Genomic DNA, 21422 nt, shown 5'->3' on the forward strand with positions numbered 1-21422 from the left:
GTGCCCGAAGTCCTCAAAGCCCCCCTCGTCGTCGAGTTTCCCTTCACCCGGTCCCTGGGACCCGTGCAGAGCGCCTTTCTGACCGGGCTGCGGGAGCGCGTCGTCCTCGGGGTCGCCACCGCCGACGGGCGCACCCTCGTCCCGCCCGTCGAGTACGACCCCGTCACAGCCGAGGAGCTCCGGGACCTCCTCGAGGTCGCGCCCACCGGTACGGTCACCACCTGGGCCTGGAACCACGAACCCCGCCGGGGGCAGCCCCTCGCCACCCCCTTCGCCTGGGTCCTGGTCAGGCTCGACGGCGCCGACACCGCCCTGCTGCACGCCCTCGACGCCCCCGGCCCCGACGCCGTCCGCACCGGAATGCGGGTGCGGATCCGCTGGGCCGAGGAGCGCACCGGCGCCATCACCGACATCGCCTGCTTCGAACCGTACGACGGTGAGCCGGTCCCACCGGGCGGCAGCGACGGCGAGTTCGAGGACAAGGTCGCCGGGATCGTCGCCCACGCCCGGCTCGACTACACCTACTCGCCCGGCCGCGCCCAGTCCGCCTACATCGCCGCCCTCTCGGGCCGGCGCACCGTCGGCGAGCGCTGTCCCTCCTGCCGCAAGGTGTACGTCCCACCGCGCGGCGCCTGCCCCACCTGCGGGGTGGCCACCGCCGAGCAGGTCGAGGTCGGTCCGGCCGGCACGGTCACCACCTTCTGCATCGTCAACATCAAGGCCAGGAACCTCGACATCGACGTCCCCTACGTCTACGCCCACATCGCCCTCGACGGAGCCGACCTCGCGCTGCACGGACGCATCGGCGGAATCCCGTACGACCAGGTGCGGATGGGCCTCAGGGTCGAACCGGTGTGGACGGACGGCGGCCGCTACCCGGACCACTACCGGCCGACCGGCGAACCCGACGCGGACTACGAGACGTACAAGGAGCTGCTGTGACCCGGGACATCGCCGTCGTAGCCTTCGGACAGAGCGACACCCTGCGCAGCACCGCCGAGCACTCCGAGGTGGAGATGCTCATGCCGGTCCTGCACGAGGTGCTGGAGCGGACCGGACTGAAGACCGCCGACATCGGCTTCACCTGCTCCGGCTCCAGCGACTACCTCGCAGGCCGCGCCTTCTCCTTCACCCTCGCCCTCGACGGCGTCGGCGCCTGGCCGCCGATCTCCGAGTCCCATGTGGAGATGGACGGCGCCTGGGCGCTGTACGAGGCGTGGACGAAGCTGCTGACCGGGGACGCCGACACCGCACTGGTGTACTCCTACGGCAAGTCCTCGCCCGGGTCGGTGCGCGACGTCCTCACCCGGCAGCTCGACCCCTACTACCTCGCCCCCCTGTGGCCCGACTCCGTCGCCCTCGCCGCCCTCCAGGCCCAGGCGCTGATCGACGCGGGCGACACCGACGAGCCCGCCCTCGCGGGCATCGCCGCCCGCAGCCGCGCCACCGACAACCCGCACGCCCAGCTGCGCGGTCCCGTCCCGCACGGCGACTACCTGGTACGGCCCCTGCGCACCGGCGACTGCCCGCCGATCGGCGACGGCGCCGCCGCCGTGGTCCTCGCCGCCGGCGAACGCGCCCGTGAGCTGTGCGAACGCCCCGCCTGGATCCGCGGCATCGACCACCGCATCGAGGCCCACGCGCTCGGCGTGCGCGACCTGACCGACTCGCCCTCCACCCGGCTGGCCGCCGAGAAGGCGGGCGCCTTCGAACGGCCCGTCGACACCGCCGAACTGCACGCGCCCTTCACCTCCCAGGAGGTCGTCCTGCGCAAGGCGCTCCGGCTCGGCGACGACGTCCGCGTCAACCCGTCCGGGGGCGCCCTCGCCGCCAACCCGATCATGGCCGCCGGCCTCCTCCGCATCGGCGAGGCCGCCGCCCGCATCCACCGGGGCGAGTCCGACCGGGCCCTCGCCCACGCCACCTCCGGCCCGTGTCTGCAACAGAACCTGGTCGCCGTACTCGAAGGGGATCCGCGATGAGCAAGGAACCCGTGGCCGTCGTCGGCATCGGCCAGACCAAGCACGTGGCGGCCCGCCGGGACGTCTCGATCGCCGGACTGGTCCGCGAGGCCGCCCGGCGCGCCCTCGAGGACGCCGAGCTGACCTGGGCGGACGTCGACGCCGTGGTCATCGGCAAGGCGCCCGACTTCTTCGAGGGCGTGATGATGCCCGAGCTGTACCTCGCCGACGCGCTCGGCGCGGTGGGCAAACCCATGCTGCGGGTGCACACCGCGGGCAGCGTCGGCGGCTCGACGGCGCTGGTCGCGGCCAACCTCGTGGCCGCCCGCGTCCACGGGACCGTCCTCACCCTCGCCTTCGAAAAGCAGTCCGAGTCCAACGCCATGTGGGGGCTGTCCCTGCCGATCCCCTTCCAGCAGCCCCTGCTGGCCGGGGCCGGCGGCTTCTTCGCCCCGCACGTCCGCGCGTACATGCGGCGCAGCGGCGCGCCCGACACCGTCGGCTCGCTGGTGGCGTACAAGGACCGGCGCAACGCGCTGAAGAACCCGTACGCGCATCTGCACGAGCACGACATCACCCTGGAGAAGGTCCAGGCCTCGCCGATGCTGTGGGACCCGATCCGCTACTCCGAGACCTGCCCCTCCTCCGACGGCGCGTGCGCGATGGTCCTCACCGACCGCGCGGGCGCGGCCCGTTCGCCCCGGCCGCCCGCCTGGATGCTGGGCGGCGCGATGCGCAGCGAACCGACCCTCTTCGCGGGCAAGGACGCCGTCTCCCCGCAGGCCGGCAAGGACTGCGCGGCCGACGTCTACCGCCAGGCCGGCATCGGCGACCCGCGCCGGGACATCGACGCCGTCGAGATGTACGTGCCGTTCTCCTGGTACGAGCCCATGTGGCTGGAGAACCTCGGCTTCGCCGCCGAGGGCGAGGGCTGGAAACTCACCGAGTCGGGGGTCACCGAGCTCGACGGGGACCTGCCCGTCAACATGTCGGGCGGGGTCCTGTCCACCAACCCGATCGGCGCCTCCGGCATGATCCGCTTCGCGGAGGCCGCCCTCCAGGTGCGCGGACAGGCCGGGGAACACCAGTTGGAGCGGGCCCGCAAGGTGCTCGGACACGCCTACGGCGGCGGTTCGCAGTTCTTCTCCATGTGGCTCGTGGGAGCCCGGCCCCCCGAGTCCTGAAAGGCACCGTTCACGTGCTCTGTCGGCACCCGGAACCGATCGCTAGGCTGGCCCGCGGACGACGAACCGGGAGGAGCACGGACGTGGCCGAGAGCACCATCCAGCAGCAGCCGCTCATGGGCTGGGACAAGCCTGAGCTGGACCTCAGCAACGCCGAGTGGCAGTCCAGCAGCCGGGGGCGGGGGGATGTCCAGATCGCCTTCGTCGAGGGATTCATCGCGATGCGCAACAGCGAACGCCCCGAGAGTCCCTCCCTGATCTTCACGCCGGCGGAGTGGGGCGCGTTCGTCTCGGGCGCCCGGGAGGGGGAGTTCGACCTGACGTAGGGCAGGTCCCGCCGCGCGGCGATTCGGGGGGTGTTCCCCTCGTATTTCCGGACACGCGACCCCGTACGTCCTCCCGGGGCCCCGGCTGAGCCAGGCTGGCCCCAGCAGGACGAAGGTCGTGTCCCGGAGGTGAGGACCATGAGCACCCTGCCGGTCGTCGCGGCGGTCGACGGTTCCGACGACAGCCTGCGCGCCCTCGACTGGGCCGCCGACGCCGCCCGCCGCCGAGCGGCGCCCCTGCGCGTGGCGCATGTACGGCACCACTCCGCCTGGGCGCCGCACGGCGCCCCGGTCCCGGTGCCGCCGCCCCCGGAGGGCGACCCGGTCCTCGCCGACGCCCGGGTCCGCCTGGCGGGGAGCGGCGCGTCCGGGGTGCCGGAGGCGGAGTACGCCGGCCTCGACGGCGCCCCCGGCGCCCTGCTGCCCGCACTCGGCGCCGAGGCCGGGCTGCTGGTGCTCGGCTCCCGCGGCCGCGGCGGCTTCGCCAGTCTGCTGCTCGGCTCCAACGGGCTGACCGCGGCCCGGGACGCCGAATGCCCCGTCGTGATCGTGCCCCGGCCGGACCGCACGGTCGACATCACCCTGCCCGTCGAGCCCGGCCCCCGGGTGGTCGTCGGCCTCAAGACGGACAGCCCCGACGACGCCGCGCTCGACTTCGCCTTCGGCGAGGCGGCCCTGCGCGACGCACGGCTGCATGTGCTCGCCGCCTACCCGTGGCCGATCCAGAGCTGGCTCGCCCCCGGCGACCTGCCCCTCACGGTCTACGACCAGGACGCCATCGAGCACGAGACCCGCACCCTCATCGCCGGCTTCCTCGCCCCGCACCGCGAGCGGCACCCGGGCGTCCGCGTGGACGCCGTCCCCACCCCCGGCGACGCGGCCGGACTCCTCGTCGCCGCCTCCGTGGACGCCACGCTGGTCGTCGTCGGCCGCCACCGCCGTCGCCTGCTCGCCCCCACCCGCATGCTCGGCTCCGTCACCCACGCCGTCCTGATGCACGCGGCGAGCCCGATCGCCGTGGTGCCACCGGCCCCGGCCGAGGACTGACCACCCGCGCGGAACGCCACAAGAAGATCGCGAATCGATAACCAACGGGACGCTGTCCGACCTCAGGGGCGCGGGGAACTGCGCGATCGACCACGAACCACCCGCACTCGACACACGACCGATCCTCCCGGGGCCGTACGATGGCGGCATGTCGTTCCTCCGCCGCCGCAGCGCCACCCCCGCCGGCCCCGATTTCGACGTGCTGGCCATGGACCCGGGCGACTGGCCCGGCAACCTCGGCGCCGGCCTGCTGCCCGCCCCCGACGGCAGCTGCCAGGGCGTCTTCCTGCGCTACGACCTGTTCGGCGGCCGCGGCCCCGCGATGATCATCGGGAACCTCCCCGAGGGCTCCCCGGCCCGTGAGGTCGCCGAGGGCGAGATCCCCTTCGAGGTGGCCCAGCTGCTGCTCGCCCTGGAGAACGACGAGGAGGTGACCGTCGTCGGTACCGAGGACATGCCGGTGATGCAGGGCGACAACCTCCTCATCGTGCGCCGGCTGAAGCTCTCCGAGGGCCGGATCTCCTGCGTCCAGTTCGACCGCAGCGACAACGTCCTGGTGACCATCGCCGCCTGGGACCGCCCCATCACCGACGACCTGTACGCCCTGCTGAAGCCTCTCCCGGCGGAGCTGTTCCAGCAGGGCTGAGGCCTCAGGACGCCGGGACGACCGTCACGTCCGCCGCGCGGACGAACGCCACCCGGTGGCCGTACTGGATCTCGTAGTACTGCTCCTTGCCCTCGACCACCCGATGCGTGCTGGGGTCGAAGGCGCCCGCGTAGAGATACTCGCCCGGCACCCTGTCCCCGGCCACGTACCGCTGGCCCTTCGGCAGGGTGTACGGCAGTGCGGAGACCGGCTGCACCGGGACCCCCGCCGGGTAGGCCGAGGCCTCGGGGTAGGCGCGCCCGTACACCGGGACGCTGTCCAGGCCCGCCCTGGGCGTGATCAGCACCCCGTGCGAGGGCACCGCCGCCGGCCTGGACTGCGGGTTCCTGAACCAGGCCTTGCGGCCCAGGTACCAGATCGCCGTCCAGTCGCCCCAGGTGCCCGCGACCGCGAACTGCTGACCGGTGGAGACCCGTGAGGACAGGTCGTTCACCCCGGTGGTCGGCGTGCCCAGGCCGGGGTCGGTGACCAGCGCCGCCTTCTCGTCGTGGTCGGCGTACAGCCGCACCGCGCTGGAGCCGTGCGCCGCGCACGCCTTGCCCTTGCCGCCGCAGTCCAGGTACGCGGGCCGGTTGGTGGCGTAGTCCGGCCGGATCGTCACCACCGGGCTGCCCGCGGGCGCCGTGGCCTCCAGAGGCTTGCCCAGCAGTTCGAAGTAGTGCCGCCAGTCCCAGTACGGGCCCGGGTCGGTGTGCATACCGCCGACGTTCGCCGCGGTCGGGCCGGGCACGGTGTCATGGCCGAGGATGTGCTGCCGGTCCAGCGGGACCCCGTACCGCGCCGCCAGGAACGCCACCAGCCGCGCCGACGACTTGTACATCGCCTCCGTGTACCAGGAGTCCGGCTGGGCGAGGAAGCCCTCGTGCTCCAGGCCGATCGAGTTCGCGTTGACGTACCAGTTGCCCGCGTGCCAGGCCACGTCCTTCACCCGTACGTGCTGGGCGATGTGACCGTCGGTGGAGCGCAGCGAGTAGTGCCAGGACACATAGGTGGGGTCCTGGACCAGGTTGATGACCCCCTCCCAGCCGCCCTCGGTGTCATGGATGACGATGTACCGGATGGGCGAGGACGCGGGCCGGTCGGCCTCGTCGTGGTTGCCGTAGTCGTCGGCGCCGAACGCCTCGTACGGCGCCGGGATCCGCTCGCAGGACACCGACGCCGGACACTCGGTGCCCTCCGCCGACCCCTGGCGCAGACCGGCCCGGTTCAGCTGGGTGATCCGTGGATCCAGGTTCGGCTGCGCGGTCAGCGCGACCAGTTCGCCGGAGTCGGTGACCCGCCGCTCGCCGGTGCGCATCACCTCGTACACGTCGTTCGCGTACGCGGCGGCGGTCTCGCTGTCGTCCGCGCCCGAGAACCGGGCCACCGCGCCGTACCAGTCCGACGGGTCCTCGCTCAGCGGCTCGCCCAGATACTCCTGGGCGGCGGCGAGCAGCGCGGCGCCGCCCGCCACGTTGGCAGCCGGGTCCTTGCGCAGCTTCGCCGCGCTCAGCCCGGTCAGCTCCGCGGCCCGGGGGAGCGTCCGCAGCCGGGCCGGGATCTCGTCGCCGGACGGCACCCGCACCTGCGGATGCCGGGCCCGGCGGGCGGAGTCGCCCCGGGCGTCCTCCGTGGCCTCGCTGTGGTGCGGGGTGCCGGCCAGGGCGGCACGGGCGTCCGTGAGGTGCATCGGGCCGTAGCCGCCGGTCACACTCGGCGCCCCGGCGTGGGTGTCCCAGCGGGACTGGAGGTAGGAGACGCCCAGCAGCACGCTCTGCGGGACGTGATATCGGGCGGCGGCCGTGGCGAAGGCCCGCTGCAGACCGGGCGCCTCGGCCTCGGCGGCCGACGGCGCCGCGCCGAGCAGCGGCAGCAGCAGAGCCGCCGAGGCGATGGCCCCGGCGGCTCTTCGGACCGGGACGGGTGGTCGGGGGTGGGTGACGGGTCCTGGCAAAGTGGCCTCCTCGGTCTGCCGATAACCCGTCAATAATGACCATATAAAGGGCATTTGCCGTGGTAGCGACGCACTGATGGAGACGCACGAAGGGCCGTGCTGCGCCGCCGTTCCGGCGCAGCACGGCCCTTCGTCCCCTCAGCGAGTGCCGACCGCCGCGCGCACGGCCCGGCGGGCCAGCTGGCAGTCGTCGTGCAGCCGGCGCAGCAGCAGCCGCTGTTCCTCGCCGGACGGCGCGGCACCCGGGTGGGCCACCCCGGGGGCCGTCGGGGCCGAGTCGTGCATCGAACGCTGCACGGCCGTCTCGTAGGTGCGGATCTCCCGGGTCAGCACCAGCATCAGGTTCACCAGGAAGGCGTCCCGGGAGGCCGGTCCCGCCGACTGGGCGATCTGGCTGATCTGACGGCGCGCCACCGGCGCGTCACCGAGGACCGACCACAGCGTCGCCAGGTCGTAGCCCGGCAGGTACCACCCCGCGTGCTCCCAGTCCACCAGCACTGGACCGGCCGGTGAGACGAGGATGTTCGACAGGAGGGCGTCGCCGTGGCAGAACTGGCCCATGCCCTGCCGGCCCGCGGAGGCCGCGATGCCGTGCAGCAGTTTCTGCAGGTCGCCCAGGTCCCGGTCGGTGAGCAGACCGAGCTCGTGGTAGCGGGAGATCCTGGCCGCGTAGTCCAGCGGCGCGTCGAAGGTGCCCGCCGGCGGCCGCCAGGCGTTCAGCCGGCAGATCGCGCCGAGCGCCGCCCTGATGTCCGCCCGAGGCGGGGTCTCGGCCGGATGCCGCTGGAGGGCCGCCACCCGCCCCGGCATCCGCTCGATCACCAGGGTGCAGTTGTCCGGGTCCGCCGCGATCAGTCTCGGCACCCGCACCGGGGGGCGCTGCCGGACGAACGTGCGGTACGCCGCTATTTCGTGCCGGATCCGCTCGGCCCAGACCGGCGAGTGGTCCAGTAAACACTTCGCCACGGCCGTGCTGCGTCCGGTCGTGCCGACCAGCAGCACCGAGCGTCCACTGCGGCGCAGCACCTGCACCGGGGCGAACTCCGGACAGATCCGGTGCACCGAGGCGATCGCGGTGCGCAGCTGCGCACCCTGCGGGCCGGACAGGTCGAGCCTGCCGCTGACCGGCTGGGCGCCGAGCCCCGCGGGACGGCGGACACCGCCGAGCACGGGGGCCGCCGTGCGCTGGGGGGCGAGATAGGGGCCGCCACCGCCCGGGCGGGGGTGCAGCGACCGGGGCGGTGCGGACACGGAGGACGATGCTGCGTACATGGGCGGAACAGATCCCTTCGTGTGCCTGCGAGTCAAAGCGCTGCCCCGACCGACCACCCGGGTGCACCCTGGGGAATGTCCCTCGGTGACCGGGTCGGGGTGGCGCGTTCCTACCTGACACCCGTCGCCCAGTGGCACACCATCTGGCGGACCCTGGCGAACCCTGGCGAATAGTCGCCCGGCAACTTTCACCGGGCTACTGTCAACTCAGCCGAGAACCTGGGGGCTTACGTGAGCGGACAACCCAACACCCGCCTTGCGGACCTGTTCGGCCTGGCCGGCTGGTCCAAGGGTGAACTCGCGAGGCTGGTCAACCGGCAGGCGGCGGCCATGGGCCACCCCCAGCTGTCGACCGACACCTCCCGGGTGCGGCGGTGGATCGACACGGGAGAGATCCCGCGCGATCCGGTGCCGCGGGTGCTGGCGGCCCTGTTCACCGAGCGTCTCGGCCGTGTCGTGACCATCGAGGACCTCGGTCTGGTCCGGCACGGGCGTACGGGGAAACGGCCGGGCGGCGGGAGCGCAGAGCATCCCGACGGCTTGCCGTGGGCGCCCGAACGGACTGCCGCGGTCCTCACCGAATTCACGGGAATGGACCTCATGCTCAACCGACGCGGCTTGGTGGGCGCGGGTGCCGCGCTCGCCGCGGGATCAGCGACAGCACTCAGCAACGCCATGTACGACTGGCTGCACACCGACCCCACCCTCTCCGCCGACGCTCCCGTCCTCGACAACCCCCTCCTCCCGCATGCCGACCCCGCTGGGTTCGACCGTTATGAGGCCGCCCCCATCGGGACGGAGGAGATCGAGGAACTGGAGCGCTCGGTCGAGGTGTTCCGAGCCTGGGACGCGGCCCGCGGGGGCGGGCTGCAACGCAAGGCCGTCGTGGGACAGCTCAACGAAGTGGGCGGCATGCTCGCCTACCACCATCCTGTCCATCTCCAGCGGCGCCTGTGGGGCGTCGCCGCCAACCTCGCCGTCCTCGCCGGCTGGATGTCGCACGACGTCGGCCTCGAACCCACCGCCCAGAAGTACTTCGTCATCGCCGCCCATGCCGCACGGGAGGGCGGCGACCGGCCCCGGGCGGGGGAGGCGCTCTCCCGCGCGGCCCGTCAGATGGTCCATCTCGGCCGGCCCGACGAGGCCCTGGACCTGATGAAACTGGCGCAGTCCGGCTCCGGCAGCCAGGTGCTGCCCCGTACCCGGGCGATGTTCCACACCATCGAGGCCTGGGCGCAGGCGTCGATGGGCAAGGGCCAGGCCATGCGCCGCACCCTGGGCCAGGCGGAGGACCTCTTCGTCTCCGACCGGGCCGATGCGGAACCGCCGTCCTGGATGCAGACCTTCAAGGACGAGGATCTGTACGGCATGCAGGCCCTGGCCTACCGCACCCTGGCCGAGTTCGAGCCGCAGGCGGCCGTCCACGCCCAGTACTACGCGGAGAAGGCCCTGGCGCTCCGGGTCGACGGACGGGAGCGGTCGAAGATCTTCGACCATCTGTCCATGGCCTCGGCCTGCTTCATCGCGGACGACCCGGAACAGGCGGACCGCTACGCCCGGCTGGCCCTGATGTCGATGGGCTCGAACTCCTCCCGCCGCACCTGGGACCGGCTGCGCGAGATGTACCGGCTCACCGCGGAGTACGCCGGCTACCCGAGCATCAGCGAGCTGCGTGAGCAGATCAGGCAGGCGCTGCCGAGGCCGAGGGGAGGGCGGGGCGGCAACACCGCCCAGGCATGAGTGCGTTGCCGGTCGGGCGAAGACAGCCGACCGGGCGGACAGTTAACCGTCCATGTTGATGACCGGTTGATCACCGGGTGACCCGGGCGACGAGCACACAGGCGTCGTCGTCGCGCCCGGTCTCGCCGAACTCCTCCATGACCGTCCGCAGGCAGTCCTGTGCGGTGCCGGCCTCGTGGAAGCGGGGGGCGAGGTCGAGCAGTCGGGGCGTTCCGTCGCCGGGTACCAGTCCGGCGGTGTGCAGCAGGAGCAGGTCGCCCGTCTCGAGGGTCGCTTCGGCCTGCCCATAGGTGGCGCCCGTGGTGGCGCCCAGAAGGACACCCTCGGGTGTGTCGAGCCGGCATCCCGTCCCGTCGCGGAACAGCAGCGGGGTGGGGTGTCCGGCCTGCGCCCAGGTGAGGGTGCGGGTGTCGGGCCGGTAGCGGCAGCACACGGCGCCGGCCAGGACCGGCTGGACGGTGGCGTCGAGTAACTGGTTGAGCCAGGTCATCAGTTGGGCGGGTCCGGTGCCGGCCATGCCCATGCCGCGCAGAGCGCCCAGCAGCATCGCCGTGTCCGCGGCGACGGTCGGGCCGTGGCCGGTGAGGTCACCGATGCTCAGCAGCGTCTGGCCGTCGGGGAGTTCGAGGGCGTCGTACCAGTGCCCGCCGAGGAGCGAGCCGGTCGCGGCGGGCAGCCGGCCGACGGCGAGGTCGAGGGTGGCGGTGCCCCCGTGCGGGAGCCGCAGGGCGCCGGGTCCGGGCGGGAGCACGGCCTCCTGCAGCTCGACCGCGAGCCGGCGCTCGCTCTGTGCGCGCTGCCGGTGGCGTTGCAGCGAGTCATGGGTCTCGCGCACCTCGCCCTGGCTGCGGCGCAGCGCGCTGACGTCCCGCAGCACGGCCCACATCGAGGTGGTGCCGCCGTCGGCGTCGAGCACGGGCTCACCCATCATGTGCACGGTCCGCACCCCGCCGTCCGGCCGTACGACGCGGAACTCGCCGTCGATGGGCCGGGCGTCCACCAGACAGTCCGTGACCATGGTGGTGAGCTTCGGCCGGTCCTCGTCGAGGACGAGGGAGGGCAGTTCGTCGAGGGTGAGCGCGGGGGTGGCCGGGTCGCGGCCGAGGATGCCGTAGAGCTCCGCGGACCAGAGGGCGTCGTCCGCCAGCAGGTTCCACTCCGCGCTGCCGACCCGGCTGAGCAGGGAGTCCCGGGGGGCGGCGGGTGCGGGCGGCGGGCCGTCCCGGAGCTGGGCCAGGTGGGCGTCGAGGTCCTCGAGCTGGTGCAGCGCCAGGTCGTACAGGGCGCGCTGCCAGCGGCCCTGCGGGTCCCCGGTGTCGATGTCCCGGGCGTCCCGTCGTACGGCGTCGACGTCGACCTTGAGCCGTCGCGTCTGCGAGATCAGCGCGTCGACCGAGCCGCGTCCCGGCGGCTGGGCGGCGGGATGGTCCGCAGACAGATGGGACGGCATGACGCACTCCGATGCGGGGACGGTACGACGAACGGGGACGGAAGGGCCGTTACGACTGTTGCACAGCCCGCGACGCCGTGTAAGGGATTTGGCAACACACGATTCGGTGGTGTCTCTGGCATATGCCTCCGTCCCCGAGGCGGGCTCACGGGGGTGCTGATCGTACGCCGGGAAGGGGGCCAAGTCGTAGGTGGCGTACGTGACTTGTGGGACCGAAGGGGGGTACGGGAAGACCGTCGGTCGCCTGTTCGGCGGTCTTGTGTTCAGGCAAACGGCGCAGTGACGCAGATCACATCAAGTAGCACCCGCTTTCGCGTAATGCGAGGGGCGCCTGCGGGGTCCTACAAGCATGGACATCACCCTCGAACAGCCCGTCCGCGCGCGCCTGATCACCGCCGAGGACAAGGAACTGCCCGTCGCCGCGACGCTCCGCTACGCCGCCCACGACCCGTTCGCCGTGCACCTCGACTTCCCGGCGGAGATCTCCCTCGCCGAGGAGGCCGCGTCCTGGACCTTCGGGCGCACCCTGCTGGAGGAGGGCCTGTGCGGCCCCGCCGGCACCGGCGACGTGCACATCTGGCCCTGCGGCCCGAGCCGGACGGTGGTGGAGCTGCACTCGCCGTTCGGCATGGCCCTGCTCCAGTTCGACACCTTCGCCCTGCGCCGCTTCCTGCTGCGCAGCTACGCCGTGGTCCCGGCCGGAGGGGAGGACGTCGGGGCCGCCGTCGACGAGGGGCTGCAGGCCCTGCTCGGCAATGTCTGAGGCCGGACGGTCTCAGCCGTCCTGCCCGGCGTACAGCTCCGGGCGTGCGGCGAGGGGGATCGTGACGCGCTCGCCGCTCTCCAGTGCCCGGACCCCGGCCTCCGCGACGGCGGAGGCCGCGTAGCCGTCCCAGGCGGTCGGACCGGTGACCCGCCCCCGCCGGGCGGCGTCGACCCAGGCCTGCACCTCGCGGTCGTAGGCCGCCTCGAAGCGGACCAGATAGTCCTGCGGCACCTCGGTCGCCGCGTCGCCGCGCGCGGTCACCAGCATCCCGTGGTCGTCGCCGATGCGCGCGCTGCCCGCCTCGCACACGGCCTCGCAGCGCACCTGGTACCCGAAGCCGCAGTTGACGAAGACCTCCACGTCCACCAGGACGCCCCCGTCTGTCTCGAACACCACGAACTGCGGGTCGAGCAGCCCCTGCGGAGCGCCGGAGGAGGGGCGGGGCCGCAGTACGGAGACCGCCGTCAGCTCCTGGCCGAGCAGCCAGCGGGCCGCGTCGATCTCGTGCGACACCGAACTGTCGATCAGCATCGCGCTGGTGAAGTCCGGCGGCGAGGAGACGTTGCGGTGCACGCAGTGCAGCATCAGGGGCCGCCCCAGCCGCCCGCCGTCCAGGAGCGCCTTGAGCCGCCGGTACCCGGCGTCGTGGCGGCGCATGAACCCGACCTGGGTGAGCCGCCGGCCGAGCCGGGCCTCCGCCTCGACGATCCGCAGGGCCCCCGCCGAGTCCGGCACCATCGGCTTCTCGCACAGCACCGGAAGCCCCCGGGCGAGCGCCGCGCGCAGGGCCTCCTCGTGCGCGGGACCGGGCGAGGCGATCAGCACCGCCGCCACCCCGGGGGCGTCCAGCGCGGCCTCCGTCTCGGTGTGGACGACGACCCCGTCGATCCCGGCGACGGCGTCCTTGGCCCGCGCCAGGTCGAGATCGGCCACGGCGACGACCCTGGCCCCGCTCACCACGCGGTCGAGGCGCCGTACGTGGTCCGCCCCCATGTGCCCGGCCCCCAACACCGCCACACCCAGCAGATCACCCACGCACGCTCTCCCTCTCCGCCGACGATCATCTCGTAGCGTACGGGGGGTGGGAGGCGTGGCGGGAGGGGAGGGGGATGTCGGGGACGTCGCGACGGTGGTGCTCTCAGTAGCGCAGGACGCCTGCGATTCCCGACGCGTCGCCCAGTGTGCCGTCCGGTACGAAGCGCACGTCGGCGCCGGTCTCCAGGCACTGCTCGACGATCTCGTCCACGATGTCCTCGCGGGCGTCGAGGTCGCCGCTCAGGGCCGGGATCAGATGGTCGCCGTCGTCGCGCACGGTCACCCGGTAGTTCTCCTCGACGGCCAGCAGCCGGATCCGGGCCTCCCGGGCGTTCTGCCAGACCTCGTCGACACCGGCCGCGAACTCCTTGCGGCCGAGGGCCGATTCGAGCGCGCGGCTGACCGTGTCCACGCTGCGGCGGGCCTCGGCGGCGACCATCGGCCGCACCGCCTGCCACACCGATTCCGGGGTGCCGTGCGACAGCCCGCCGTACGGGACGTGCACCGCGGCGCGGGTGACCGTGCCGAGCTCGTCGAGGGCCGAGAGGGCCGCCTGCTCACCGGTGACGTACAACGGCCGCGGGGCCAGCCGCAGCAGCCGGTTCATCGCGGTGTCGGCGTCGCGCAGGAAGTGGCGGGTGTCCTCGTCGCGGAAGGTGCTCGGGGTGTCGCCGATCTGCTCCCGGCGCTCGGCGTCGAAGTTCTCCTGCCGACGGGCCATCGGGAAGCCGCCGAGGTGCTCCTCCGCGACCCGGTCCGGCCCGCCGGTCCACAGGGTGACCCGGTCGGCGGAGACCGACAGCACCCAGTACGGCCGCTCGGCGGCCTGCGCGGAGACCAGGTTGCGGGTGAGGAAGGTGTCCGAGAGCACGACCCGCTCCGGCACCGGGCGGCCCAGCGACCACACCTGGTGCTCACCGGGCGCGGCGAAGATCACCAGCCCGTCCTCGGTGTACGTCAGGTCGACCTCGGCCAGGGCGCGGTCGAGCTGGTCGGCGACGTCCGCGCGCCGCTCACGGGTGACCCCCGGGTCGGATTCCAGCTGTTTCTTCGCGTCGGCCACGACATTGCGCAGCCGGACCCGGTCCTGGGCGTTGTCCGGTTCCCGGCGGTGCGTCGGGGTCAGCACGGAGACCGCGGGATAGGGGCGCGGGCGGCGCAGTTCGGAGAGGGTCGCGGGGCTGAGTGCGTGCTCCATATGAGCACCATAGGACCGATTCACCTATGGGGCATTCGGGGTAACACGCGTAAAGCGGTCGGCGGGCCGTCCCGTTGGGCGGGGCCGCGGCGGGTGCGCGGGAAAGTCCCTGATTTCCTCGGCGTACGACGGTGACGACGGGCCCGGCCGACGGTTACCGTACGCGTCAGTAACCGGCACGTACCGCAGGAGGCACCCATGCCGCAGCTCGAAGTCGACGGCGCACCGCTGACGTACGACGACGAGGGACCGCGAGACGGCGGCGACACGCCCCTGGTCTTCGTGCACGGCTGGACGGCGAACCGGCACCGCTGGGACCACCAGGTCGCCCACTTCGCGCAGAAGCGGCGCGTCGTCCGGTTCGACCTGCGCGGGCACGGCGAGAGCGGCGGGGCCGGGGTGAAGACAGTGGCCGAGCTGGCGAACGACCTCATCGCCCTCCTCGACCACCTCGGGATCGAGCGGTGCGTCCTGGTCGGCCACTCGATGGGCGGGATGATCTCGCAGACCGTCGCGCTCTCCCACCCCGGCCGGGTGGAGCGCATGGTCCTGGTGAACTCCATCGCCAGGATGACGTACAGCCGGGGCCGGGGCCTGCTGATGGGCGCCTCCACCCTGGTCCCGTTCAAGCTGTTCGTGGCCGCCAACATCCAGCGCGCGTTCGCGCCCGGCCACCCCCGGGAGGAGATCCGCGAGTACGTCAGATCCTCGGCCGGCACCCCGCGCGAGGTCGTCATGACGCTGTACGGCGCCATGCGGGCCTTCGACGTCCTGGACCGGGTCGGGGAGATCCAGGCCCCCACCCTCATGATCCACGGGTATTACGACATCCAGCTGCCCGTGCAGCAGATGCTCAGGATGGCGAAGGCGTACCCGGACGCCACGGTCCGCATCCTGGACGCCGGCCATGAACTCCCCGTGGAGAAGCCGGCCGAGCTGACGGCGGCGATCGACGCGTTCGTGAGCTGAGCCCCTGTGCCATGTCCCGGCCGGGCGTGCGGGCCGGCGGGCGTCAGTCGAAGATGTCCGGGTCCGCCGCCGCCCAGTCCGCCGCCCAGCCGGCGGGCGCTCCGGCGGCGAGGGCGCCCGGCTCCAGCCACTCGTACAGCTCGGCGTAGGAACGGACCGTCGTCGCGTCCGTACGGCGCAGCAGATGCCCCGGGTTGAGCCCGTCCGGCTCGGGCACCCCCAGCGCCGCCATGATCCGGACGGCGCTGCGGACCGTCGCCCGCTGGTAGTGCCGGACCCGCCGCGCCTTGTCGCCGACGTGCAGGGCCCACACCCGCCACGGGTCCTGGGTGGCGACGCCGACCGGGCAGGCGCCGGTGGGGCAGCGGCCCGCGCCGACACAGCCGACGGCGGTCATCATCGCGCGCGCCGCGTTGGTGTAGTCGGCGCCCTGGGCGAGCCGTCGGACGATGTCCGCGCCGGTGGCGATCCCGCCGCTCGCCCCGATCCGGACCCGGTCCCTGAGACCGGTGCCGACGAGCGCGTTGTGCACGGTGATCAGCCCCTCCGTGAGCGGCATCCCCGGCCGGTCCGCGAACCCCGGCGGCCCGGGCCCGGCGCCCGTCCCGCCCTCGGACCCGTCCACCACGACGAAGTCCGGCGCGACGCCTTCCGCGAGCATGGCCTTGCACACCGCGAGGACCTGCCGCCGCGACCGCACGCACAGCTTGAACCCGGTCGGCTTGCCGCCCGCCAGCTCCCGCATCCGGGCCAGGAACAGCACCAGTTCTCGCGGCGTCGAGAACACGCGGTGACACGGCGGCGAGACGACCGCCCGGCCCTCCGCCACGCCCCGCTCCCGCGCGATCTCCGCGCTCACCTTGGCCCCCGGCAGCACCCCGCCGCCGCCCGGAGCCGCGCCCTGCGACAGCTTCAGCGACACGCACTTCACCTCGGGCAGCGCCGCCCGGTCCGCGAACTCCCGCTCCTCGAACCCCCCGTCGGGGGTACGGCACCCGAAGTAGCCCGAGCCGATCTCCCAGACCAGGTCCCCGCCGCCGCGCAGATGGTGGTCCGACAGCCCGCCCTCCCCGGTGTCCTGCGCGAAACGGCCCAGCGCAGCACCCCGGCCGAGCGCGAGGACCGCGCGGGAGGACAGCGCCCCGAAGCTCAGCGCCGACACGTTCAGCAGGGCCATGTCGTACGGCAGCCTGCAGTCGGGCCCGCCCACGCGCACCCTCGGCTCCTCCTCGGGCGGTGGGACCGGGCCCGCCGAGGGCGCGAAGAACTCGTGCTCACCGTGCGGGACGGGGGCCGGGGGCGCGGGTTCGCGCACCGGGTATCCCAGCCTGCCCACCAGGGGATGGTTGCGCAGCAGCGCGCGCCGGCGCTGCGATATGTCCCGGGCACCGAGGAGGGCCAGGGCGAGCAGCGGGCCGGCCGCCCACCACCACCGGGCGGACACCGCGACCGACTCGGTCAGGGCCCCGGCCGCGCAGAGGACGACGAGCAGCCACGGCGCGAACCGGCGCACTCAGCCGCCGTCCTCGTCCGGCAGGCAGGAGCTGCCGGTGCGGGGCAGGGAGCCGTACAGCAGGAAGTCGTCGATCTTGCGGTGCACACACTTGGACGAGCCGTAGCCCGTGTGGCCCTCGCCCCTGTTGTCGAGCACCACGGCCGAGTCGCCGAGCCGCTCCGCCGTCTCCACGGTCCAGCGGTACGGCGTCGCCGGGTCCCCGCGGGTGCCGACCAGGAGCATCTTCGGCGTGTCGAGGTCCTTCACCTTCTCGCGGACGAAGTCGGTGCCCCGGGGCCGGCCGTAGCAGAGCAGGACCTCGGACAGGCGGTACCGGCCGAACACCGGTGACGCCTTGTCGTAGTCGGCCCGCAGCCGCCGGAGGTCCGCGGTGATCCGCTCGGCGGTGGGGCGGTCGGGGTCGTCGGCGCAGTTGATCGCCATCAGCGCGGCCGGGAGGTTGTCGAGCGGGACGTCCTCGGCGTCGACGAGCGGGCTGGGGGAGGGGGCGGCGGTCGGGGCGCGGGTGGGGCGGGCGAGGTCGTCGGTGGCGCGGGGCAGGAAGTTGAGGCCGCCGGTGGCGAAGGCCATCACGCCGGAGGTGTCGCCGTCCTCGACGAGCCGGGCGAGCGCGCGTTCCAGCGAGGGCCACAGCTCCTTGCTGTACAGGCCCTGGCCGAGGGCGGCCACCAGGTCCTGTCCGGTGAAGTCGTCGCCGTAGTCCGTCGGCACCGGATCCTCGTCGAGGGAGCGGACCGTGCGGACCACCTCCTCGCGGGCCGTCCGCGCGTCCGTGCCGAACGGGCAGGCGATGTCCCTCACACACCAGTCGACGAAGTCCTCCAGCGCCACCTGCTGGCCCCGGGCGCCCGCGAGCCCCTGCTCGGTGAGCGGCTCGGTGAGGGTGTCGACGCCGTCGAGGACCACCCGGCCGACCTTGCCCGGGAACCGGGCCGCGTAGACGGCGCCCAGCCGGGTGCCGTAGGAGAAGCCCAGATAGTTGAGCTTCCGGTCGCCCAGCGCCTGGCGTATGACGTCCATGTCCCGCGCCGAGTCGACCGTGCCGATGTGGGTCAGCACGGGACCGGAGTGCTCTTCGCAGGCGGCGGCGGTCCGCTTCAGCGTCGTCAGCAGCGCCCGGGGATCGTCGAGCGCGGTGTCGTCCCCCAGGGCGCCCAGCCCCTCGTCCTCCTCGGTGTCCCCGCAGCTGACCGGGGAGGAGCGGCCGACACCACGGGGGTCGAAGGTCACCACGTCGTAGCCGTCGGTGAGCTCCATGAAGTCCTTGCCGCCGTACGCGAGTCCGGGAACGCCCGCGCCCCCGGGGCCGCCGAAGTTCAGCAGCACCGAGCCCCGCTTGTCGCCGGTGGCCCGGTAGCGGGCGAGCGCCAGGTCGAGGGCGCCCGCCCCGGGGTGCGCGTAGTCGAGCGGCACGGTCACCTTGCCGCACTGGAGGTCCTCGGGCACGCCATCGAGGTCGCAGGCCGACCAGGAGATCTTCTGGTCGTAGAACCGGTCGAGGCCGGAACGGTCGTCCGCGGCCGCCGCGGTGGCGGCCGTCGGCAGTCCCGTCCCCAGCAGGGTGAGCGCGGCGCCCGTGGCGAGGGCGCGGCGGCGCCGCGTCGACAGCTTGGCCAGCATCAATGCCTCCAGGGACGCCGCGCAGCGGACCGGGAACGGCGTCCCGGATCACGATAGGCGGCCTCCGCAGGCCTCGCCTCCGGACGGGCTGCGGGCCGCCGCGGGGCCGCGCGGCGACCGTTTCGCGGGGCGTGAGGCCGTTCGACCGGGGGCGCCCGATGGGGTGAATGACGGATTGGGCATAACTCGTTCGGTTCGCCCGCGTTTTACCTGGTGCGGGCGAGTGCCCGCGACCTGTATGGCATGTATGGAAGGCAGGGACCCATGAGACGGGCTACCCGAAACGGTGTGCTCGCCGTAGCAGCAGCCTCCGGCGCGATGGCCGCCGTGACGATGCCGGCGTTCGCCGACTCCTCCGCCGCCGGTACCGCGGCCGGCTCGCCCGGCGTGGCCTCCGGCAACGGGGTGCAGTTGCCGGTGCACCTCCCGGTCAACCTCTGCGGCAACACCGTGGACGTGGTGGGCTTGCTGAACCCCGCGTTCGGCAACAGCTGCGCGAACAAGGGCGCCGCGCCGCAGCACGCGCCGGCGTCCGGGGCGGGGGCGACGAGCACGACGGCCGGTTCGCCCGGAGCCGTCTCCGGCAACGGTCTGCAGGCGCCGGTCGACCTGCCTCTGAACGCCAGCGGGAACAGCGTGGACGTCGTCGGGCTCCTGAATCCGGTGTTCGGCAACCAGTCGGTGAACGGCCCGGTCGACAAGCCCCACCACCCGGCGCAGCCCGGCCGTCCGAGCACGCCCGTGCCGCCCACGCGCCAGCCGTCGGCCCCCGAGCCCGAGCCGCAGCGCCCCGCCCCGGGCACGAAGACCGTCCCGCACGCCCGGGCGCCCCAGACCCCGGCATCCGAGCGGACCGTGTCCTCGCTCGCCCACACGGGCGCCGACGCGACGGTACCCGCCCTGGCCGGCAGCGCGGCCCTGGTCCTGGCCGGCGCGGTCCTCTACCGCCGCTTCCGCCCGGGCACGCAGGGCTGACCGAAGCGGCCTGACCGCAAGGGGCCGAGCCTTCTGAACCTCCGCCGACCCGATCCGCAGGCCCCCGCCACACGGGGACCTGCGGCGCCCGCACCCACCGCCCGCGAAGGCGCTGCCGGAGGGGGCCCCGGGGGGTTTGCCGGGCTGAGCCACGGGACGGGATCGTGTCGCCGGGCCCAGCCGCCGTACGGAAGGCGTCGTCGGGCCCAGTGCCGGTCAGGTGTCGGCAGTCCGGCTCGGTCGGCGTGGAAGCGTCGGTGCAGTGCGCGTACCTCGTCGGCCGGTTCCGGGACCGGGCCCTCCCCCCTCACGTCGGGGGCCACCTCGTGCACCGGCAGGGGCCGTACCGGGGGCGCCGCCGCTCCCCACTCCTCCAGCCGGGCGACGAGCTGCGCGGACGAGGCGACGTACACGATCCGGCCGAGGCCGACCCAGGCGTGGGCGGCCGCGCACATCGGGCAGTGCTCGCCGGAGGTGTGGACCGTGGCCGCCGCCCGCTCCTCGGGTGTCAGCCGGGCGGCCGACCAGCGGGCCGGCTCGAACTCGGGGTGCCGGGTGCGGTCGCCGCCCGCCACCCGGTTGTGGTCCTCGGCGAGCACCGTGCCGTCCCCGCCGACCAGCACCGACCAGCACCGACCCGAACGGCTCGTCCCCCCTCCCCCTCGAGCGGAAACAATCTTCGGCGCCGCACAGACTAGGCGGTACGCCACGAGCCGCCACCGGTAATTCCGTTGTGGGGCGCGGCATCGGGATGCTGGAGTGGGACGTATGGATCATGCCGCGGTACTCGCCCTGTACGACCGGGACATGCGCGAAGGCGCCCGACCGGAGAGCTCCGACGCCCGGGTCGAACGGACCGGGGGCGTGGTCCGCCACGTCGGCGGCGAGGGCGGCTGGCACGGCGTCCTCTGGTCGGACCTGGGCGCCCTGGACGCGGATGCCGCGATCGCCGCGCAGGTCGCCTACTTCGCGGGACTCGGGGCGGAGTTCGAGTGGAAGCACTACGGCCACGACCGCCCCGCCGATCTGGGGCGACGGCTCTCGGCCGCCGGGTTCACCGCCGAACCCGAGGAGACGCTGATGATCGGCGAGACGGGCGACCAGCTCGTCGACGCGGCACCGCCGCAGGGCGTGCGGATCGTGCCGGTGACCGACGCGGCGGGCGTCGAGCTGATGGTCGCGGCCAACGAGAAGGCATTCGGCCACGACGGCTCCTTCCTGCGGGACCTCGTGCTCGCCCGGCTGACCGCCGCCCCGGACACGATCGTCGCCCTGGTCGCCCTCGCCGGTGACGAACCCGTGAGCTCGGCGCGCATGGAACTCATCCCCGGCACCCGGTTCGCCGGCCTGTGGGGCGGCGGCACCACCCCGGAGTGGCGCGGCCGCGGCATCTACCGCGCCCTGATCGCCCACCGCGCGCGCATCGCCGCCGACCGCGGCTACCGTTATCTCCAGGTCGACGCCTCCGACCAGAGCCGGCCCATCCTCGAACGCCTCGGCTTCGCCGCACTGACCACCACCACGCCGTACCTCTACACCCCGTCCGCGGGAGTGTCGTAGTCCCCGGGCACCTCGAGCCCCCGAGCCCCCGGGCGCCCCGGGCACCTCGAGCCCCCGAGCCCCCGGGCGCCCCGAGCCCCTGGGCGCCCCGAGCCCCTGGGCGCCCCGAGCCCCCGGGCGCCCCGAGCCCCCGGGCACCCCGAGCCCCCGGGCGCCCCGAGCCCCCGGGCGCCCCGAGCCCCCGGGAGTGCCGTAGTCCCCGG

Annotated in this window: 18 protein-coding genes and 1 pseudogene; 11 read left to right on the plus strand and 8 right to left on the minus strand. The window is 73.6% G+C overall.

What is annotated here, in order from left to right:
• From ABZ464_RS13770 to ABZ464_RS13795, 6 genes are all read left to right on the plus strand, one after another.
• On the plus strand, positions 1–942 hold the full coding sequence (locus tag ABZ464_RS13770; protein ID WP_359275508.1) for an OB-fold domain-containing protein: 942 nt from the start codon (positions 1–3) through the stop codon (positions 940–942).
• A complete protein-coding gene (locus ABZ464_RS13775) occupies positions 939–1982 on the plus strand; it encodes a thiolase domain-containing protein (protein WP_359275510.1) in 1044 nt (347 codons plus the stop codon). Before ABZ464_RS13770 ends, ABZ464_RS13775 begins: the two co-directional genes overlap by 4 nt.
• Positions 1979–3145: a thiolase domain-containing protein gene (locus ABZ464_RS13780; RefSeq protein ID WP_359275513.1), complete on the plus strand. Its 1167-nt coding sequence runs from the start codon at positions 1979–1981 to the stop codon at positions 3143–3145. The genes ABZ464_RS13775 and ABZ464_RS13780 overlap by 4 nt, the downstream gene beginning before the upstream one ends.
• A gap of 83 nt (positions 3146–3228) precedes the next feature.
• Positions 3229–3471, plus strand: coding sequence for a DUF397 domain-containing protein (locus ABZ464_RS13785; protein WP_055637141.1), 243 nt, complete (start codon positions 3229–3231; stop codon positions 3469–3471).
• A 138-nt stretch (positions 3472–3609) separates the two neighbouring features.
• On the plus strand, positions 3610–4518 hold the full coding sequence (locus ABZ464_RS13790; RefSeq protein ID WP_359275515.1) for a universal stress protein: 909 nt from the start codon (positions 3610–3612) through the stop codon (positions 4516–4518).
• A gap of 148 nt (positions 4519–4666) precedes the next feature.
• On the plus strand, positions 4667–5164 hold the full coding sequence (locus tag ABZ464_RS13795; protein ID WP_351606116.1) for a hypothetical protein: 498 nt from the start codon (positions 4667–4669) through the stop codon (positions 5162–5164).
• Positions 5165–5168: 4 nt separating this feature from the next.
• On the opposite strand, the gene ABZ464_RS13800 is transcribed toward ABZ464_RS13795, so the two are convergent.
• Positions 5169–7118, minus strand: a complete 1950-nt coding sequence (locus ABZ464_RS13800; protein WP_359275519.1) for a peptidoglycan recognition family protein — start codon at positions 7116–7118, stop codon at positions 5169–5171.
• Between the two features lie 138 nt (positions 7119–7256).
• On the minus strand, positions 7257–8390 hold the full coding sequence (locus ABZ464_RS13805; protein WP_359275521.1) for an aminoglycoside phosphotransferase family protein: 1134 nt from the start codon (positions 8388–8390) through the stop codon (positions 7257–7259).
• Positions 8391–8621: 231 nt separating this feature from the next.
• Between ABZ464_RS13805 and ABZ464_RS13810 the strand changes: the two genes are divergently transcribed.
• The gene (locus ABZ464_RS13810) at positions 8622–10130 is read left to right on the plus strand and encodes a hypothetical protein (protein ID WP_359275524.1); all 1509 of its coding nucleotides are present in this window, start codon (positions 8622–8624) and stop codon (positions 10128–10130) included.
• 70 nt (positions 10131–10200) lie between these two features.
• Here the strand turns inward: ABZ464_RS13810 and ABZ464_RS13815 are convergent, their stop codons facing one another.
• Positions 10201–11580, minus strand: a complete 1380-nt coding sequence (locus ABZ464_RS13815) for a SpoIIE family protein phosphatase (RefSeq protein ID WP_359275526.1) — start codon at positions 11578–11580, stop codon at positions 10201–10203.
• A gap of 349 nt (positions 11581–11929) precedes the next feature.
• On the opposite strand from ABZ464_RS13815, the gene ABZ464_RS13820 reads away from it, so the two are divergent.
• Positions 11930–12343 carry an SsgA family sporulation/cell division regulator gene (locus ABZ464_RS13820; protein WP_359275528.1) on the plus strand — a complete coding sequence of 138 codons (414 nt, stop codon included), beginning with the start codon at positions 11930–11932 and terminating at the stop codon, positions 12341–12343.
• Between the two features lie 12 nt (positions 12344–12355).
• On the opposite strand, the gene ABZ464_RS13825 is transcribed toward ABZ464_RS13820, so the two are convergent.
• Together ABZ464_RS13825 and ABZ464_RS13830 are read right to left on the minus strand one after the other, a co-directional pair.
• On the minus strand, positions 12356–13381 hold the full coding sequence (locus ABZ464_RS13825) for a Gfo/Idh/MocA family oxidoreductase (RefSeq protein ID WP_359275530.1): 1026 nt from the start codon (positions 13379–13381) through the stop codon (positions 12356–12358).
• Between the two features lie 103 nt (positions 13382–13484).
• A complete protein-coding gene (locus ABZ464_RS13830; protein WP_359275533.1) occupies positions 13485–14579 on the minus strand; it encodes a chemotaxis protein in 1095 nt (364 codons plus the stop codon).
• Between the two features lie 198 nt (positions 14580–14777).
• On the opposite strand from ABZ464_RS13830, the gene ABZ464_RS13835 reads away from it, so the two are divergent.
• Positions 14778–15548 carry an alpha/beta fold hydrolase gene (locus ABZ464_RS13835; RefSeq protein WP_359275535.1) on the plus strand — a complete coding sequence of 257 codons (771 nt, stop codon included), beginning with the start codon at positions 14778–14780 and terminating at the stop codon, positions 15546–15548.
• 43 nt (positions 15549–15591) lie between these two features.
• Here ABZ464_RS13835 and ABZ464_RS13840 read toward each other — a convergent pair whose 3' ends face one another.
• Entirely contained in the window at positions 15592–17061 is a 1470-nt protein-coding gene (locus ABZ464_RS13840; RefSeq protein ID WP_359275538.1) for an FMN-binding glutamate synthase family protein, read from the minus strand.
• Positions 17062–18684, minus strand: a complete 1623-nt coding sequence (locus ABZ464_RS13845) for an alpha/beta hydrolase (RefSeq protein WP_359275541.1) — start codon at positions 18682–18684, stop codon at positions 17062–17064. It abuts the gene before it with no gap.
• Between the two features lie 264 nt (positions 18685–18948).
• Between ABZ464_RS13845 and ABZ464_RS13850 the strand changes: the two genes are divergently transcribed.
• Positions 18949–19659, plus strand: a complete 711-nt coding sequence (locus ABZ464_RS13850; RefSeq protein WP_359275544.1) for a chaplin family protein — start codon at positions 18949–18951, stop codon at positions 19657–19659.
• A 242-nt stretch (positions 19660–19901) separates the two neighbouring features.
• Here the strand turns inward: ABZ464_RS13850 and ABZ464_RS13855 are convergent.
• Positions 19902–20313, minus strand: a pseudogene (locus ABZ464_RS13855) (nucleoside deaminase); the annotation flags it as partial.
• Between the two features lie 114 nt (positions 20314–20427).
• Between ABZ464_RS13855 and ABZ464_RS13860 the strand changes: the two are divergent.
• Positions 20428–21219, plus strand: coding sequence for a GNAT family N-acetyltransferase (locus ABZ464_RS13860; protein ID WP_359275548.1), 792 nt, complete (start codon positions 20428–20430; stop codon positions 21217–21219).
• Positions 21220–21422: the final 203 nt, after the last annotated feature.

This window comes from Streptomyces sp. NPDC005820, from assembly GCF_040630255.1.
Lineage (GTDB): Bacteria > Actinomycetota > Actinomycetes > Streptomycetales > Streptomycetaceae > Streptomyces.

Coding starts and splice junctions, on each gene's coding strand:
- ABZ464_RS13780 (WP_359275513.1), top strand. CDS start 1,979: ATGAGCAAGGAACCCGTGGCCGTCGTCGGCATCGGCCAGACCAAGCAC.
- ABZ464_RS13790 (WP_359275515.1), top strand. CDS start 3,610: ATGAGCACCCTGCCGGTCGTCGCGGCGGTCGACGGTTCCGACGACAGC.
- ABZ464_RS13795 (WP_351606116.1), top strand. CDS start 4,667: ATGTCGTTCCTCCGCCGCCGCAGCGCCACCCCCGCCGGCCCCGATTTC.
- ABZ464_RS13805 (WP_359275521.1), bottom strand. CDS start 8,390: ATGTACGCAGCATCGTCCTCCGTGTCCGCACCGCCCCGGTCGCTGCAC.
- ABZ464_RS13815 (WP_359275526.1), bottom strand. CDS start 11,580: ATGCCGTCCCATCTGTCTGCGGACCATCCCGCCGCCCAGCCGCCGGGA.
- ABZ464_RS13820 (WP_359275528.1), top strand. CDS start 11,930: ATGGACATCACCCTCGAACAGCCCGTCCGCGCGCGCCTGATCACCGCC.
- ABZ464_RS13830 (WP_359275533.1), bottom strand. CDS start 14,579: ATGGAGCACGCACTCAGCCCCGCGACCCTCTCCGAACTGCGCCGCCCG.
- ABZ464_RS13835 (WP_359275535.1), top strand. CDS start 14,778: ATGCCGCAGCTCGAAGTCGACGGCGCACCGCTGACGTACGACGACGAG.
- ABZ464_RS13845 (WP_359275541.1), bottom strand. CDS start 18,684: ATGCTGGCCAAGCTGTCGACGCGGCGCCGCCGCGCCCTCGCCACGGGC.
- ABZ464_RS13850 (WP_359275544.1), top strand. CDS start 18,949: ATGAGACGGGCTACCCGAAACGGTGTGCTCGCCGTAGCAGCAGCCTCC.
- ABZ464_RS13860 (WP_359275548.1), top strand. CDS start 20,428: ATGGATCATGCCGCGGTACTCGCCCTGTACGACCGGGACATGCGCGAA.